A 16,252-nucleotide genomic window follows, 5' to 3' on the forward strand; every position below is an offset into this window, starting at 1 on the left:
GTCAGCCGGAGAACCAGCGGACGGGCTTCGGCGCCAGGTTCTGGTAGACGTGCTTGCTCTCGCGGTACTCGGCGAGGCCCGCGGGGCCCAGTTCGCGGCCCACGCCGCTCTTGCCGAAGCCGCCCCACTCCGCCTGCGGCAGGTAGGGGTGGAAGTCGTTGATCCACACGGTGCCGTGCCGCAGCCGGCCCGCGACCCGGCGGGCCCGTCCCGCGTCGGCGGTCCAGACGGCACCGGCCAGACCGTACTCGGTGTCGTTGGCGAGGGCTACGGCCTCGTCCTCGGTCCGGAAGGTCTCGACGGTGAGGACCGGTCCGAAGACCTCCTCCCGTACGACCCGCATCTCGCGGTGGCAGTGGTCGAGGACGGTCGGCTCGTAGAAGTAGCCGGACTCGGGCCGCTGGGGGGACGGCTCGGGACGGCGGCCGCCGCAGCGGAGTTCGGCGCCCTCGGCGAGGGCGGAGGCGACGTAGTCCTCGGTCTTGGCGCGCTGCTGCGCGGAGACCATCGGGCCGCACTCGACGCCCTCCTCGGTGCCGCGGCCGAGGCGGATCTTCGCCGCGCGGCGGGCGAGTTCGGCGACGAAGCGTTCGCGCACCGACTCCTCGACGATGAGGCGGCCGCCGGCGGAGCAGACCTGCCCGCTGTGGATGAAGGCGGCGTTGAGGGCCTGGTCGACGGCGGTGTCGAAGCCCTCCTCGGTCTCGCAGGCGTCGGCGAAGACCACGTTGGGGTTCTTGCCGCCGAGTTCGAGGGCGACCTTCTTGACGGTGACGGCGGCGGCCTGGGCGACCTTGATGCCGCTGGTCAGGCCGCCGGTGAAGGAGACCAGGTCGACGTCGGGGTGCTCGGCGAGCCGGGCGCCGACGGTGTGGCCGGGGCCGGTGACGATGTTCGCGACGCCGGTGGGGAGGCCGGCCTCGACGAGCAGGTCGATCAGGGCGACCGTGGTGAGCGGGGTGATCTCGCTGGGCTTGATCACGAAGGTGTTGCCTGCGGCGAGCGCCGGGGCGATCTTCCAACTGGCCTGGAGGAGCGGGTAGTTCCAGGGCGTGATCATGGCGCAGACGCCGACCGGCTCGTGCACGACGACGCTGTGGATGTCGGGCGAGCCCGCGTCGACGACGCGGCCGGGGGCCTCGCCCGCGACCAGGTCGGCGAAGTAGCGGAAGGCGTCGGCGACGCAGTCGATGTCGACGCGCCCCTCCTCGACGGTCTTGCCCGCGTCGCGGCTCTCCAGCAGGCCGAGCGTCTCGCGGTCGCGCACGAGGAGGTCGGCGACGCGGCGCAGCAGGGCGGCGCGCTCGGCGACCGGGGTGTGCGGCCAGTCGCCCGCGTCGAAGGCGCGGCGGGCGGCGGCCACCGCGAGGTCGGTGTCCTTCTCGTCGCCCTCCGCGACCACGGCGAACGCCACGGCGTCCGCGGGGTCGAGGATCTCGCGCGTGGCGCCGGAGGACGCCGCGAGCCACTCGCCTCCCGCGTGGATGGTCCGGTGCGCCCGCTCCGCCGGAGTGTGCGTGCTGTTCGCCATGGTCGGTGTTGCCTTCCGTTCCCGATCGGTCCCCCTGCGTCACCCGGGTGTCGCTCTCGGGGACCGGGAGCCCCTGCCCCGCGCCCCCGTTTGCATGCCGAATCGGTGGCCGAAAGTGCGGCGCATCACGAAGGAAAGCGACAAAAGGGCTTTATCGGTGCACGGAAACGGGCACGGGCCCCGTCCCGGTCTGAACCGGAACGGGGCCCGTGCGGGCGTCGGGGCGGGCTCAGATGAGGCCGAGACCGCGGACCGCCTCGCGCTCCTCCGACAGCTCCTTGACGGAGGCGTCGATGCGGGCGCGGGAGAACTCGTTGATGTCCAGGCCCTGGACGATCTCGTACGAACCGTCCTTCGTGGTGACCGGGAAGGAGGAGATGATGCCCTCGGGGACGCCGTAGGAGCCGTCCGACGGGATGCCCATGGAGGTCCAGTCGCCCTCGGCGGTGCCGTTGACCCACGTGTACACGTGGTCGATGGCGGCGTTGGCGGCGGAGGCGGCCGAGGACGCGCCGCGGGCCTCGATGATGGCGGCGCCGCGCTTGGCGACGGTCGGGATGAACTCGTCGGCCAGCCACTTCTCGTCGTTGACGGTCTCGGCGGCGTTCTTGCCCGCGACGGTGGCGTGGAAGATGTCCGGGTACTGGGTGGCGGAGTGGTTGCCCCAGATGGTCAGGCGCTTGATGTCGGCGACCGTCGAGCCGGTCTTCTTCGCGAGCTGGGTCAGCGCGCGGTTGTGGTCCAGCCGGGTCATCGCGGTGAAGCGCTCGGCCGGTACGTCCGGGGCGGCGGCCTGGGCGATCAGGGCGTTGGTGTTGGCCGGGTTGCCGACGACGAGGACCTTGATGTCGTCCGCGGCGTGGTCGTTGATGGCCTTGCCCTGCGGCTTGAAGATGCCGCCGTTGGCCTCCAGGAGGTCGCCGCGCTCCATGCCCTTGGTGCGGGGGCGGGCGCCGACCAGGAGGGCGACGTTGGCGCCGTCGAAGGCCACGTTCGGGTCGTCGGTGATCTCGATGCCCTGGAGCAGCGGGAACGCGCAGTCGTCCAGCTCCATCGCGGTGCCCTCGGCGGCCTTGAGCGCCGGAGTGATCTCCAGGAGGCGCAGCTTGACCGGCACGTCCGCGCCGAGCAGCTGGCCGGAGGCGATGCGGAAGAGCAGGGCGTAACCGATCTGGCCGGCCGCGCCGGTGACGGTGACGTTCACGGGAGTGCGAGTCATGGCGTTCTCCGTATGACAGCTGGCGGTGGGGCGTCCCGGCCCCGGGCGTTTGATCGATCTCTTGGTATCAAGAGATCGATCCAGCCGTCAGGCTATCGCGCCCGTGGTGTCCGGCACGTCCGGGTCGGTGTGGCCCGGCCCACAGGACCGAGCCGCGGAACGGCCGAAGGGCGCGCAAAAGAAGGCGGCCGCCTGTCCGGGAGAGGGAGGACGAAGGCGACCGCCGTTCGGGGATACCGTTGCCGGACTCCCGTGGGGGTACTTCTCGCGTGCCCGTGACGCCGCGGGACATGCCTGCCCGGGACGAATTTTCTTCGCCGGTCCGCTGTCGGCCGCCGGACGCCCGCCGCGCCCGCCCGCCGCTACTTCGTGCAGCCCTGCGTCCCCGCCGCCAGCGTCGCGCAGGCCGTGGCGTCGGCCGCGGACTTCACGGCGACCATCGGGGTGTACGCGACGGTGCTGCCGACGGTGCCGACCGTCGCCCGCTGCTCGCCCCCGCCACCGGCGCTCACCTGGACCTCGTCGCCCTGTGCGGCCTGGGTGACGCGGGCCCACGCGGCACCGCAGACCTCGCTGTAGCGGACCTCGACGGCGGCGGTGCCGACCACGGCGGTCGCGCCGGTGGTCACCAGGTCGCCGCCGCAGCCCATGGCTTCCGGGTCCTTGCCGGTGCAGGCGTCGCCGCTGCACTTCACGCCCGGCGGCAGCTTCGGGTTGCTGCTCACGGTGGGGGACGGGGAGGGCTTGGTGCCCTCGTTCTTCTTGTCGCCGCCGTCCCTCAGGAGGAAGAAGGCGCCCGCGATCACGACGAGGACACCGACGACGCCCGCGACCACGGTCGTCATCCGCTTGTTGCCGCCGCCACCCGGGGGTGTCCGGCGGGACGCGCGGGGGCCGCCCTGCGGTGGCTCGCCGTACGCGTCGGAAGGGGACTCGCCGTACGGGCCGGAACGGGGGTCGCCGTACGCGTCGGAACGGGGCTCGCCGTACGCGCCGGCGGGGCCGGGGCCGTGCGGCTCGGCGGGGCCGGTCGGCCCCACGGGCTCCCCGGTGCCGGTCCGGGCGTCGGAGCGGGCCGCGCGGTCACCCGTCGGCGCGGGGCCCCGGTACCCGGCGAGACCCCACGAGTTGCCGTCGGTCGCTCCGCCGGGGGACGGGACGGAGGACGCACCGGACCCGCCGCCGTCCCGGACCGCGCCGAGGGCCGAGTCGGGGCTGTCGGCGGCCGTCGGCTGGTCGGCACCGTCGGCGGCAGCGTGGGCGACACACCCGCGGGTCCGGCGACCCCGGACGCCGCCGACGCGCCGCCGCCGTGGCGGCCGGTCCGGCTCCCCTTGCCGTTCCTGCCGCCGTGGCCCGACTTGGCCGCGGAGCCGCCCGACCTGGCCGCGGGCGTGCCCAGTTCGCCGAGCGCCGCACGGGCCTGGGAGATCCGGATGGCCTCCATGGTCATGTCGTGGCGCATCTCCGAGCGGCTCCAGGCGCGCTCGGCCAGCTCCCACATGGTGGTCAGGTGGACGGGGTTGGTCCCCGTCACCTCCGCCAGCGCCACGATGGCACCCTTCGGCGCCAGCAGCCGGCCGTTCAGATAGCGCTCCCAGGACGTCTTGCTGTAGCCCGTGGCGTCGGCCACCGACGCCACGCTCAGCTCGCTGCGGTCCACGAGCCGGCGCAGCTGACTGGTGAACTCCCTGATCTGCGGATCGAGTTCCTCCGGCAAGGCCTTCCAACGAGGCACTGCTTCCCCCTCTTCCCCCGGTGACGTGCTGGTCGTTTCCCCGCTGGTCCCCGCGCGCGGCGTCCCCCCGCGCGGCACCCGTTTCTGGCTACCCACAGGGATGCGCCCGGTCAGGATCTCAGTTCCCGGGGTGGGGGCGCACAGGAGCACAGAGGCCGCGAACGTGCACCGTCGCACGCCCACCGACCCGGGGTCCAGTGTCCCACCGGGGGTCCCGTGACCGGAACGGAACCCCCGAGAAGGCGGCGCGTAGCGGAGTAGCGGAACGGTCACTTCCGTGCCACAGCGCCCTGCCAGGCGTTGAACAGGGCGTTCGAAGTGCAGGAAGGTTGTTCCCGGCGGCGGCCCGTCCTTTCACGGGGGTGAGGACGGGCCGCCGCCCCGCGTCGCGGTCAGCTGACCGTGAAGTGCAGGGTGTCCTTGAGGAACGGGATCTCCAGCACCGGGTTCGGCTGGGCCATCAGCGCCAGCAGGGCGATGGAGAGGCCGAGGACGCCGTAGGTCGCGATGTCCGTGAAGCGCGAGCGCACGGCGAGCATGCCGACGCGGGGCATCGCCCAGCGGAGCGCGGCGCCAAGGAGCAAGGCGGCGCCGACGAGGACCAGCCCCCAGCGGAACACGTCCAGCGCGGTCAGCAGGAGCCCCACGCCGACCAGCAGTGTCACGGTGAGCACCGGCCACTGGCGGGCGGGCGCCGGGGCGTCGCCGGCCGCGGCCCGGCCGCCGCCCTCGGGCCGGGCGGTGTCACGGGTGAAGAGCGGGAACCGGCGCGTGGTGCGCCGTGGCCGCCCCTCGGCGTCGGGCGCGCTGACCGGATCGCGGACGGTGATGCCGTCCGGCTCCCCGGAGGCCTGTGCCGCCCGCGGGGCCCCGTCCTCCGGGGCCCGCGCGTCGCCCGGACGCTCGGCGTTGGTGTCCTCAGCCGGCACTGCGCTCCGCCGCCTCCACCACGTTGACGAGCAGCTGGGCCCGGGTCATCGGGCCGACGCCGCCGGGGTTCGGGGAGATCCAGGCGGCCACCTCGGCCACGCCGGGGTGCACGTCGCCCATGATCTTGCCCTCGGCGTTGCGGGAGACGCCGACGTCCAGGACGGCCGCGCCCGGCTTGACGTCCTCGGGCCGGACCAGGTGCGGGGAACCGGCCGCGGCGATCACGATGTCCGCGCGCTTGAGGTGCGCGGCCAGGTCCCGGGTGCCGGTGTGGCACTGGGTCACCGTGGCGTTCTCGCTGCGCCGGGTGAGCAGCAGCGGCATCGGGCGGCCGATGGTGACGCCGCGGCCGACGACCACGACCTCGGCGCCCTTGATCTCGACGCCGTAGCGGCGCAGGAGGGTGAGGATGCCGTTGGGGGTGCAGGGCAGCGGTGCCGGCTCGTTCAGGACGAGGCGGCCCAGGTTCATCGGGTGCAGGCCGTCCGCGTCCTTGTCCGGGTCCATCAGTTCGAGGATGCGGTTCTCGTCGATGCCCCTGGGCAGCGGCAGCTGGACGATGTACCCCGTGCAGGCCGGGTCCTCGTTCAGCTCGCGGACGACCGCCTCGATCTCCTCCTGCGTGGCCGTGGCGGGCAGTTCGCGCTGGATGGACGCGATGCCTACTTGGGCGCAGTCGCGGTGCTTGCCGGCGACGTACTTCTGGCTGCCTGGATCGTCGCCGACCAGGACGGTGCCGAGGCCGGGCGTGACGCCCCTCTCCTTCAGCGCCGCCACGCGGGCGGTCAGTTCGGACTTGATCGCGGCTGCGGTGGCCTTGCCATCGAGAATCTGGGCGGTCATGCCCCCATCCTCGCGGATGACCGGCCCCCGGTTCCAATCAGGTCGGCATGCGGGCACCGCGCGGGAACCTTCCGGACGCCGCGGGACACGTCCCGCCCTATCCGCTCATGATCGATGTTGTTGCACTTGCACAACGCCTTGCGGGCGGGCTGGACAAGTAAGAGTTCGGTCAAGAACGATTGGGCAGCACAGTGCCGCGGGGCCGTACCGGGGGGACGAACCGCTCAACAGAATCTCCTCCGAGTCGAGCCGCGCGTCGTCCCCGCACTTGACAGCGACGGAGGAAGACCCGCCATGAGTTTCGGCGATCCGAACAACCCCTACGGCCCCCCGCAGGGCGGCCAGCAGCCGAACTACGGCTACCCGCAGCAGCCCCAGGGCCAGCCCGGTTACGGGTACCCGGCGGCGCCTCCGGTGCAGCAGCCGTACGGCGGAGGCTACGGGCCGGGACCGACGGAGATGCCGGGCATCACGCGCGCGGCGCAGATCATGCTCGCCGTGATCGCCGCCGCCCACCTGATCGTCGCCGCGGTCTACGGCTACAACCTGTCCCAGTGGGACGAGGTGATGCTGGAGGCCGGCGTCACCGGGGACGCCGAAGCGGAACGTTTCCTCGAGCTGGGCAAGGGCATCGTCGTCTTCTTCCTCGCGCTGGCCGCCGTCTACGCCGTACTCGGTCTCGTCCTGGTGCTGCAGTACGCCAAGGGCAGCAACGCGGTCCGGGTCTGCTCGATCGTCTACGGTTCCCTCGCGATCGTGACCGGCATCTTCACCCTGGCCATCTACGGCCTCGGCCTGCTCATCATGATCGTCTCGATCCTGCTGATCGTGTTCGCCGCCAAGCGCGCCAGCGCCGAGTGGTTCAGGCGGCCCCGCTACTGACGGGCGCGGAGCGCTTTCTCGCCAATCACGTCACAGGGCCGTGTCTCACCCGTACGAGGGGGGCACGGCCCTGGTGCGTCGCCCTAGTCTGGCCCGGGTAGCCGTCAGGCACGGGGAGACGCACCTTGTACAGCATCATCGTGGTACCTCCGCCGACCACGGAGGTCGAAGACACCGGCACCCAGCACCGGCTCGCGCCCGGCGAACGGCTCGTCTTCGGGCGGTCCGTGCCCGGGGGCGGGCTGCGGATCGGGCACGACGGGGTGTCCCGCAGAGCGGGTGAGATCGCGGCGCACGGCACCTTCTGGACCCTGAGCAACCTCTCCGCCCACCAGACCTACGTGGTGGAGAACCCGGAGGGCGCGGGCGAGCACATCAAGGTGGCGCCCGGCCGCCTGGACGCCCCGGTGCCGTTCGAGTTCTCGCGGATCGTGCTGCCCGCCGCCGGTGACCTGCTGCCGGTCGAGGTGTGGGCGCCGCGCCACGACTACCTGCGCGGCGAGGACGGCGCCGACGGCGAGCCGACCGCCCCGGCCTTCTCCGTCGACCGCACCAAGCGGTACTTCGCGGTGCTGGCGGCGCTGTGCGAGCCGCGGCTGCGCGGGGCGCCGCACGCGCCGCTGCCCACCATGGACCAGGTCGTCGAACGGCTCCGCCCGGCCTGGCCGGCCGCCTCCCGTACGTCGGTGCAGTGGAACATCGACTACCTCGCCGTGAAGCTGCGGCTGAAGCCGGGCCCGGAGACCGCCGAGCCGGGCACCCGGCTGAACGGCAAGAAGGAGTCGCTGGTCTCGCTGGCGCTCCGCTTCGACCTGGTCCGCGAGGACGACCTGGCGGTCCTCGCGGCACCGTCCGGCCAGGCCCGGCGATGACCGAGCCGTACGCCGTCCCGGTCCCCAGGGGGTACCGGGTGGGCGTCTGGGAGGTGCACGCCCCGATCGCGACCGGCGCCTTCGGCAGCGTGTACGCGGCGCGCCGCACCAACGGGGACGACGACACGAAGGCCTCTCCGGCACGGCCCGGCGGGGACGGTACGGGGCACCGCCCTGGCAGGCCCGGCACGACCGGCGCGGACGGCACCGGCATCCACACCCCGAGCCGCGCACAGACCAGCGCGGCCCACCCGGCCGAGGGCGGCACGGACGGCCCGGGGCGTACGGGCGGGGACGGCATGACCCGCCACCCGGGCCGGCCCGGCGCGGACGGCACCGGCACCGGCACCCCCAGCCGCGCACAGACCGGTGCGGCCCACCCGGCCGAGGGCGGCACGGACGGCCCGGGGCGTACGGGCGGGGACGGCGCGACCCGCCGCCCGGGGGACCCGGTGCGGACGGCACCGGCGCCCGCACCCCGAGCCGCGCGCACAGCGGCGCGGTGCACCCGGCCGAGGGCGGCACGGACGGCACGGGGCGCATGGGCGGGGACGGCGCGACCCGCCCCGGTGCGGACGGCACCGGGCGCGGTGGCGGGGCGGGCGGGGAGGTTCCCGACACCGTCGCGCTGAAGTTCCTGCCCACCGGCACCGGCACCCCGCGGCAGCTGGCCCACCTGCGGGACCTGGTCGAGCGCGAGGTCGAGTTGCTGCGCCGGCTGCGGCAGCCCCGGCTGATCCGGATGTACGAGACCCTCACCGTCGACGACCCCGCCCACCCCCGGCTCGACGGCGCCACCGTCCTCGTCCTGGAGCGGGCCGAGGGCTCGCTGTCCGCCCTGCTCGCCGCCACGCCCCGCCCGCCGGCCGGACCCGCGCTGCTCACGCAGGTCTGCGAGGGCCTGCAGCAACTGCACCGCGCGGGCTGGGTGCACGGCGACCTCAAACCGGCCAACGTGCTGCTGATGGCGGACGATACGGCCCGGCTCGCCGACTTCAACATGGCCGCCGAGCTGGAGGGCACCCACGCCTACACGCCCGCCTTCTCCACCCCGGACTACACGCCCCCCGAGCTGCTGTGGTCCGAGATCGGCGAACGGGGCCGCCGGATCCGCCCCTCCGCCGACGTGTGGGCCTTCGGCGTCCTGGCCCACCTGGTGCTCACGGGTTCCTTCCCGCTGCCCGGCGGCACCCCCACGGCCCGCCGCGACGCCGCCGTCGCGTACGCCCGGGGCGGCCACGAGCTGCGCCTGTCCCCCGAACTCCCCCCGGGGTGGCGGGAGATCGTGCGGGCCTGCCTGACCCGTACGCACGCCGACCGGATCGGCACCGACGCCCTGCTGCGCCGCGTGACGGGTACGACGGGGGACGTGACCGGCAGGGCGGGGTTCTCGCTGCGGACCCGCGCACGCCCCCGGCGCAGGATCCTGACCGCCGTGGCCGCCGGCCTCCTCGCCCTCGCCGCGCTCGGCTACGGCGTCGCCCGCTGGGCCGGTGACGGCCGGGAGTCAGCCGCGGGCCCGCGCCCCGGCGGCACCGCGAGCGTCGCCGCCGCCTCCTACGGGGCGGCCGAACTGCGCACCGACCGGGACGTGCCGCCCGCCTACCGGCTGCTGATCGTGGAGACGGCGCACGACTGCGACCGCGAGGAGGTCAGCCCGGCCCTGATCGCGGCCATGCTGAAGGTCGAGAGCGACTTCGACCCGGATCTCGCCGACCCGGCCAAGGACGAGTACGGCATCGCCCGCTGGACGCCGAGCGTGCTGCGCTGGTGGATGAACGAGGACGGCACACCGGGCGAGACCGTGCCGCAGCCTCCGTTCCCGCCCGCCGAGTCCGTTCCGGCGATGGGCCGTTACCTGTGCTGGATCACACCCCGTCTCGACGCCGGCCTGCCGGGCGACCGCAGCGTGCTGGTCGCCGTGGCGTACCGGACGTCGTACCGGAAGGTGAACGACGCGGGCGGTGTTCCCCCGAAGTACCGCGACTACGCCGACCGCGTCGCTCACCACCTCAAGGAGTACACGCCCCGGCGGGGGAAGTGACCCTGGGAGTTCCCAGGTTCCGCACGGCGGGCCCCTGGGGGCACGGTGTGAGCACACCGCCTCGGCGGTACGACACCGACGTTCACGGGGGAACGACAATGAACATCGTCAAGCCCGCAGTACTCCTTCTCGCGGCCACCGCCCTGGCCGCCGGCTCCACGGCCGCGGCCACGGCCGCCGACAGCCCGGGCGGCACCCGGGTGACCAGCCTCCAGCAGACGGCCGACCGGGTACTGGCCGACAGCCCGAAGCCCCTGCGCGTGACCGCCGGCGCGGTCGAGTACGAGGGCCTCACCGTGACCGACGCGCCCGTGACCAAGGGCGCCCAGGACCTGGCCTGCGACTACGGCCACCTCTGCATGGTCGTCAAGGGCACGAAGTTCGACTTCTACAAGTGCCAGACCTGGAACCTCACCAACTGGACCGGCGACGGCCCGTTCACCAACAACCAGACGCGCGGCACGGTCGCCAAGTTCTTCAACAGGGACGGCAGCGTCCGCTGGACGTCGACGGCCTACCAGGCGGGCACCGCGTCCTGGGACCCGATCTGGTCGCTGCGCCCCTGCTGATCCCCCCACGGGTCCGCCACCGCGGCGGCTCCCGGTTCCCTCCGCGGAGGGGGCCGGGGGCCGCCGTTTCGCCGTCCGCACGGCCCCCGGACCGCCGACCCGCCGCGGCGTCGGAATGCTTGGGTTCCCCTCGCCTCTGCGCCGTAGGCTCCCCCCGTTGGACTGGGGAAGGTTGACCCCGAGGGGAATCGGGGGAGGGGGACGACTCCATGTACAGCATCATCGTCGTGCCGCCGTCGTGCGGCAGCGTCGCCGAACAGCTGAGGATCGGCACGGGCGAGCGCATCGAGTTCGGCCGGGCGGAATCCGGCGGCGGGCTCACCATCGCGCACGCGGGCGTGCCGAGGCTCGCCGGGGAGATCGCGGCGCACCGGACGTTCTGGCTGCTGAGCAACCTCAGCGAGGACCAGACCTACGTGGTGGAGAACCCGGAGGGCGCGGGCGAGCACGTCAAGGTCGCGCCGGGCCGGGTGGACGCGCCGGTGCCGTTCGAGCTGTCCCGGGTGACCCTGCCCGCCGCCGGGGACCTGCTCAGCTTCGACGTCTGGGCGCCGCGGCACGCCTTCCGCAGCGTCGACCGCCGGGCGCTGGACGGGGCCGGCACCGTACCGGCGTTCGCCCTGGACCGCACCAAGCGGTACTTCGCGGTCCTGGCCGCCCTGTGCGAACGGCGCCTGCGCGGGGAGCCCCGGGCGCCGCTGCCCGCGGTCGAGGAGATCGTGGAGCGACTGCGGCCGAGCTGGCCCAAGGTCAGCCGTTCCGCCGTGTACTGGAACATCGACTACCTGGCCGTGAAGCTGCGGCTGAGACCCGGTCCCGAGGCGGCCGGACCGGGGCAGCGCACGCACGGCAAGAAGGAGTCCCTGGCCTCCCTCGCCCTCCGCTTCGACCTGGTCCGCGAGGACGACCTGCTGGTGCTGGCGCCGGTGGCGAGCAGGGCGGAGCGGTGAGCGGGCGGCCGTACGCGGTCCCGGTGCCGAAGGGCTACCGGGTCGGGCCGTGGGAGGTGCGCGAGCCGGTCGCCTCCGGCGCCTTCGCCACCGTCTACGAGGCGGTCCGCGACGCCTCCGAGGGGCCGGACAGCACCTTGGACGCCGGTGAGCAGCCGAGGCGGGCGGCGCTGAAGTTCCTGCCCACCGGCACCCGCACCCCGCGCCAGCTGCATCACCTGCGCGATCTGGCCGAACGCGAGGTGCAGTTGCTGCGGCGGCTGCGCTCACCCCGGCTGATCCGGATGTACGACACGCTGACGGTCGACGACCCGGACCACCCGGAGCTGGACGGCGCGACCGTCCTGGTGCTGGAGCGGGCCGAGGGCTCCCTGGACGCGGTGCTGGCCAGGGAGCCGGCCCCGGAGTCCGGGCCGGCCCTGCTCGCCCAGATCTGCGAGGGCCTGCACCAGCTGCACCGCGCGGGCTGGGTGCACGGCGACCTCAAACCGGCCAACGTGCTGCTGATGGCGGACGGTACGGCCCGGCTCGCCGACTTCAACATGGCCGCCGAGCTGGAGGGCACCCACGCCTACACGCCCGCCTTCGCCACCCCGGACTACACCCCGCCCGAACTCCTGTGGCCCGAGGTCGACGAGCGCGGCACGCGCATCCGCCCGTCGGCCGACGTGTGGGCCTTCGGCGTCCTCGCGCACGTCGTCCTGACCGGTGCCTTCCCGCTGCCCGGCGGCACCTCGGAGGCACGCTCCGACGCGGCGATGCGCTACACCCGCGGCCGCGAGGAACTGCGCCTGTCCCCCGCCCTGTCCGACGCCTGGCGGGACATCCTGCGGGACTGCCTGGCCCCGACCCACGCGGAACGCACCACCGACACCGCCGCGCTGCTGCGCCGGGTGGAGGAGGCTGCGGGCGCCTCCCGCTCGCCCCGGCTGCCGAGGCTGCGGCCGCGCCGGTGGCGACGCCCGGTCCTGGCGGCGGCGCTGGCGGGGGCCGTGGTGGGCACGGCGAGCCTCGTCTACACCACCCCGTGGGAACCGGAACCCGCCGCCGCGGCCCCGCCCACCTGCGAGAAGCCGGTGGTGTACGAGGATGCCGACGGCCGCGGCTACCAGGCGGGCCACAGCGGCACCTGGGACTTCACCATCGCGCGGGGCGACGGCGGAAGCCAGGTCAGGGAGTTGCAGTGCCTGCTCCGGTACCTGCACGGCATCACGGCGGTGGGCGAGGTCGACGGCGACTTCGGCCCGATGACCCAGGGCGCGGTCGTCACCTTCCAGGAACGCGCGGGCCTGGACGCGGACGGGATCGTGGGTCCGGCCACCTGGCGGGCGCTGCGCGAGGCCGACGAGGCATGATGTCCGGCGCCGACGGCCGACCGCGGGCGCGGGCGCGGTGGCCGTAGCCCGACTGCCGCCGGTCGCCGGTCGCCGGTCGCCGGTCGCCGTCGGCGCGTCGAGGGCACCCTGCATCTTTCGAGGTTCCCGGTGTCCCCCTCCTGAGCGATGGTCTGGCAGCGGGGTCGTGGCGCCCCTCTGGTCTCGGACGAATCCAACGGGGGCATCTCGTATGAACGATCCCAATGTGCGGGCGGCGCAGGAATGGGTGAACGCGACGTACGACGGCGTGGCCCAGGGCTACGTCCGCTGCGCCGAGGACGGCAGCACCGGCTGGCAGACGGTGCTCAGCCTCACTCAGGGACTCCAGCACGAGCTGGGGATCTCGCCGACCGTGCAGAACTTCGGTCCCGGCACGTTCGACGCGCTGGTGGCGCGCGGCGGCATCCGTCCCACCGAGACCAACACCGACCTGATCCGCATCGTCAACTACGCGCTGTGGTGCAAGGGGTACTACGGCGCCGCCTCGGCAGGCCGGTGGACCTCCGTGACCACCGACTCCATGAACGACCTGATCGGCGACGCGGGTCTGGCGTCGGCCGCCGACGTGTCCAACATCCCCACCAGGTTGCTGGCGCAGATCGTCAAGGCGTTGCTGCGCATGGACCAGTTCCGGCGGGTGCCCGGCGGTACCACGGAGATCCAGGAGTTCCAGCGCCACCTGAACCTGACCTACGTGTACGGCGAGGACATCACCACCATGGACCTCAGTCCGTGCGACGGCGTCTACTCGCGCGACGTGCAGCAGGCCGTGATGAAGGCCCTCCAGTTCGAGATCGGCATCGAACGGTCGGAGATCGGCGGGTACTTCGGCTCCAACACCAAGGCGAGGCTCAAGGAGCAGCCCACCCTCGGCACGGGAAGCGACGGCGCCCTGGTCCACCTGTTCACGGCCCTGTGCGTCTTCAACTCGCCGGTCCTGGAGAACGGCGCCGCGATCCCGACGGCCGTCCGCAGCACCTACACCGACGCCACCGAGGAGTTCGTCCGCGCCTTCCAGAGGTTCAGCCAGCTCACCGTGACCGGCAAGTCGGACTACGACACCTGGGCCCAGCTCCTCGTCTCCACCGGCAACGAGTACCGCGACACCACCGCGTGCGACGAGGCGGCGCCGCTCACCTTCGCCCGCGCGCAGGCACTCGGCAACGCCGGGTACCGGATCGTGGGCCGTTACCTCGACGAGCACCTCGACCCGGGCGACGACGGCTATCTGGGCAAGGCGCTGACCAGTACCGAGCTGAGCGACATCGTCCGCGGCGGCCTGGGCGTGTACCCGATCTTCCAGTGGAACGGCACGACGAGGGCCAACTTCACCTACGACAAGGGCTTCGAGCAGGGCGGCGTGGCCGAGACGCGGGCACGGGAGTTCGGTTTCGGCCGTGGTACCTGCATCTACTTCGCCGTGGACTTCGACGCGACGCAGGCCGACATCGACGCGGCCGTCCTCGACTACTTCCGGGGCGTGCGCGCGGCCCTCGGCCGGACGAACCGCTACACCTTCGGTGTCTACGGTTCCCGGAACGTGTGCCGCAACGTCTCCAACCGCGTCGGAGCCACCTGGTCCTTCGTGTCCGGCCTCTCCTGGGGGTTCTCCGGCAACCTCGGGTTCCCGCTGCCCGCGAACTGGTCGTTCAACCAGATCCGCAACGGCACCTTCAGCTACGGCAGCGGAAGTTTCGGCGAGGCCTGGGAGATCGACCGGAACGTGTGGCGCCGCGGCTCCGATCCCGGCACGACCGTGCTCAATCCCGCCCGATCGCCCGCACAGGACTTCATCGACCTCGTCCAGCGCCTCTTCACGGCCGCCCTGGAGTACGACGCGGGGGCGGACCCCGCCAGACTCGTCTGCCAGTTCTTCCGGCAGGAGCAGTACAACGGCCCCGACTGGCGGCTGTCCCTCGGGGCGGTCGACCAGGGATGGACGGCGGCACTGGCGGAGCAGGGACTGACACTCACCGGACGGAGGAACCTCACCGATCCGGTGACCGGGACGTCCGTCGGTACGGAGCACCTCATGGCGACGCTGGAGATGTGCCTCGAGTACTCCTCGACGACCGATCTCGTGTCGCTGGGGGACGGTGGCGGCTGGGCCGGTGACCTCGTGACGTTCTACGGGGACTGGCGCGAGAACAAGGACCGGTACCCGAACCCCATGCTCTTCGCCCAGGACTACCTCGGAAAGCGTGACGCCGCGTCCCACTTCTCCAACGACCAGTGGATCCAGGACGCCGACGGGTTCAACATCATGCGGCTCATGCGGACGGAGTCGCTCGGTCTCCCCGCTGCCGTCGCCCGTTACTACGGCACCGACAGCCCGGGCGCCGGCGACCGGGTCTGCCAGCGGCGGTACACGCTCTTCTACGCCGACCGTTTCGACAGCAGCAGTTCGACGACGCAGACCCTGGCCAGGAACCTGCTGCTGGGGAGGAACTCCGACATCGCGGTGATCGCGGGAACGTGGTTCCTGATCAGCGGTGTCAGCCTCGATGCGGCGGACCGTCCGGAGAACATCGACCCGGCCCAGCTCAGCAACTTCGTGCTCGCGTACGCCTGGGAGCTCCAGGAACGCGTCGAGGCCGAGGAAGGCAAGTGACATGACACCGACCCGACGATCCGTACTGCTGTCCGTCGGCGCCGTGGGAGCGGGCACCGCGCTCGGTGGCGTCCTCACCGGCCCCGCGGCCGCGGCCGACGGCACATGGGACTCCCCACGCAGCGCCAACGGCTGGCCCATGGACCCCGACGCCGTCGGATCCTTCCGCGTCGAGGGATCCCCCGCGACCGTACGCCTGCACCGTGCCGCGGCCCCGGTCCTCCTGCACGTCGCCCGGCGCTGGCACTACGAGGTCATACCGTTGCGCGGCTCCCGGCACGTCCTGGGACACCGTACGGATCGAACCGTAGGGGCCGCGTACGAGTCGAACTACCTCTCCGGCAGCGCGATCGCCCTGCTCGGGGCGGGCGACGGCCTCTGGCCGCACCAGGAGGCGATCGTCCGCGACATCCTCGCCGACTGCGGCGGCGTGGTGCGCTGGGGCACGGACCTCTCCCCCGCCGACGCGTGCCACTTCCAGATCGACGTCGGCCCGGACGCGCGGGCTCTCAGGCGGCTCACGGAGATCCTCCACGCCCGCTCCGTGCACCACAACGGCCCGCGCCCCGGCGCCGTGGAGGACCCGGCCACACCGGAACGCCGCGCCGGGGCACGCCGCCTGGCCAAGGCCCAGGCCGAGAACCGACGGTGACGGTGCGACCGGCCCCGGGGCCGTGGGCGGCGTGC

The 16,252-nt window shown here is 73.1% G+C and carries 13 protein-coding genes and 1 pseudogene; 9 read left to right on the forward strand and 5 right to left on the reverse strand.

Translation table 11 applies throughout. The features are described from left to right. Position 1: 1 nt before the first annotated feature. The 5 genes and pseudogenes from Sru02f_RS33645 to Sru02f_RS33665 all read right to left on the reverse strand — a co-directional run bounded on the left by Sru02f_RS33645 (position 2) and on the right by Sru02f_RS33665 (position 6,261). Positions 2-1,531, reverse strand: coding sequence for an aldehyde dehydrogenase family protein (locus Sru02f_RS33645; protein ID WP_109034361.1), 1,530 nt, complete (start codon positions 1,529-1,531; stop codon positions 2-4). 229 nt (positions 1,532-1,760) lie between these two features. Next, on the reverse strand, positions 1,761-2,750 hold the full coding sequence (locus Sru02f_RS33650; RefSeq protein WP_003974145.1) for a malate dehydrogenase: 990 nt from the start codon (positions 2,748-2,750) through the stop codon (positions 1,761-1,763). 362 nt (positions 2,751-3,112) lie between these two features. Beyond that, positions 3,113-4,488, reverse strand: a pseudogene (locus Sru02f_RS33655) (DUF2690 domain-containing protein). Positions 4,489-4,880: 392 nt separating this feature from the next. Beyond that, positions 4,881-5,417 (reverse strand): DUF3017 domain-containing protein, encoded by a 537-nt coding sequence (locus tag Sru02f_RS33660; RefSeq protein WP_109034358.1) that lies wholly within the window; start codon positions 5,415-5,417, stop codon positions 4,881-4,883. Beyond that, positions 5,407-6,261, reverse strand: a complete 855-nt coding sequence (locus tag Sru02f_RS33665; protein WP_003974148.1) for a bifunctional methylenetetrahydrofolate dehydrogenase/methenyltetrahydrofolate cyclohydrolase — start codon at positions 6,259-6,261, stop codon at positions 5,407-5,409. Before Sru02f_RS33665 ends, Sru02f_RS33660 begins: the two co-directional genes overlap by 11 nt. Before the next feature lie 294 nt (positions 6,262-6,555). Between Sru02f_RS33665 and Sru02f_RS33670 the strand changes: the two genes are divergently transcribed. The 9 genes from Sru02f_RS33670 to Sru02f_RS33710 all read left to right on the forward strand — a co-directional run bounded on the left by Sru02f_RS33670 (position 6,556) and on the right by Sru02f_RS33710 (position 16,217). Then, complete coding sequence (locus Sru02f_RS33670; RefSeq protein WP_109034355.1) at positions 6,556-7,143, forward strand: single stranded DNA-binding domain-containing protein; 588 nt, start codon at positions 6,556-6,558, stop codon at positions 7,141-7,143. Between the two features lie 125 nt (positions 7,144-7,268). Then, complete coding sequence (locus Sru02f_RS33675; protein WP_164276746.1) at positions 7,269-8,015, forward strand: FHA domain-containing protein; 747 nt, start codon at positions 7,269-7,271, stop codon at positions 8,013-8,015. Continuing rightward, a complete protein-coding gene (locus tag Sru02f_RS33680; RefSeq protein ID WP_373103641.1) occupies positions 8,012-8,647 on the forward strand; it encodes a hypothetical protein in 636 nt (211 codons plus the stop codon). Before Sru02f_RS33675 ends, Sru02f_RS33680 begins: the two co-directional genes overlap by 4 nt. Continuing rightward, a complete protein-coding gene (locus tag Sru02f_RS33685; RefSeq protein ID WP_373103644.1) occupies positions 8,557-10,059 on the forward strand; it encodes a serine/threonine protein kinase in 1,503 nt (500 codons plus the stop codon). The genes Sru02f_RS33680 and Sru02f_RS33685 overlap by 91 nt, the downstream gene beginning before the upstream one ends. 98 nt (positions 10,060-10,157) lie before the next feature. Continuing rightward, the gene (locus Sru02f_RS33690) at positions 10,158-10,628 is read left to right on the forward strand and encodes a hypothetical protein (protein ID WP_109034351.1); all 471 of its coding nucleotides are present in this window, start codon (positions 10,158-10,160) and stop codon (positions 10,626-10,628) included. A gap of 209 nt (positions 10,629-10,837) precedes the next feature. Then, positions 10,838-11,578 (forward strand): hypothetical protein, encoded by a 741-nt coding sequence (locus Sru02f_RS33695; protein WP_109034350.1) that lies wholly within the window; start codon positions 10,838-10,840, stop codon positions 11,576-11,578. Continuing rightward, on the forward strand, positions 11,575-12,933 hold the full coding sequence (locus Sru02f_RS33700) for a protein kinase domain-containing protein (RefSeq protein ID WP_109034348.1): 1,359 nt from the start codon (positions 11,575-11,577) through the stop codon (positions 12,931-12,933). The genes Sru02f_RS33695 and Sru02f_RS33700 overlap by 4 nt, the downstream gene beginning before the upstream one ends. Before the next feature lie 211 nt (positions 12,934-13,144). Continuing rightward, positions 13,145-15,565, forward strand: a complete 2,421-nt coding sequence (locus Sru02f_RS33705; RefSeq protein WP_109034347.1) for a glycoside hydrolase domain-containing protein — start codon at positions 13,145-13,147, stop codon at positions 15,563-15,565. Between the two features lies 1 nt (position 15,566). Continuing rightward, the gene (locus Sru02f_RS33710; protein ID WP_109034345.1) at positions 15,567-16,217 is read left to right on the forward strand and encodes a hypothetical protein; all 651 of its coding nucleotides are present in this window, start codon (positions 15,567-15,569) and stop codon (positions 16,215-16,217) included. Positions 16,218-16,252 lie beyond the last annotated feature (35 nt).

This window comes from Streptomyces rubrogriseus, assembly GCF_027947575.1.
Classification (GTDB): Bacteria; Actinomycetota; Actinomycetes; order Streptomycetales; family Streptomycetaceae; genus Streptomyces; species Streptomyces rubrogriseus.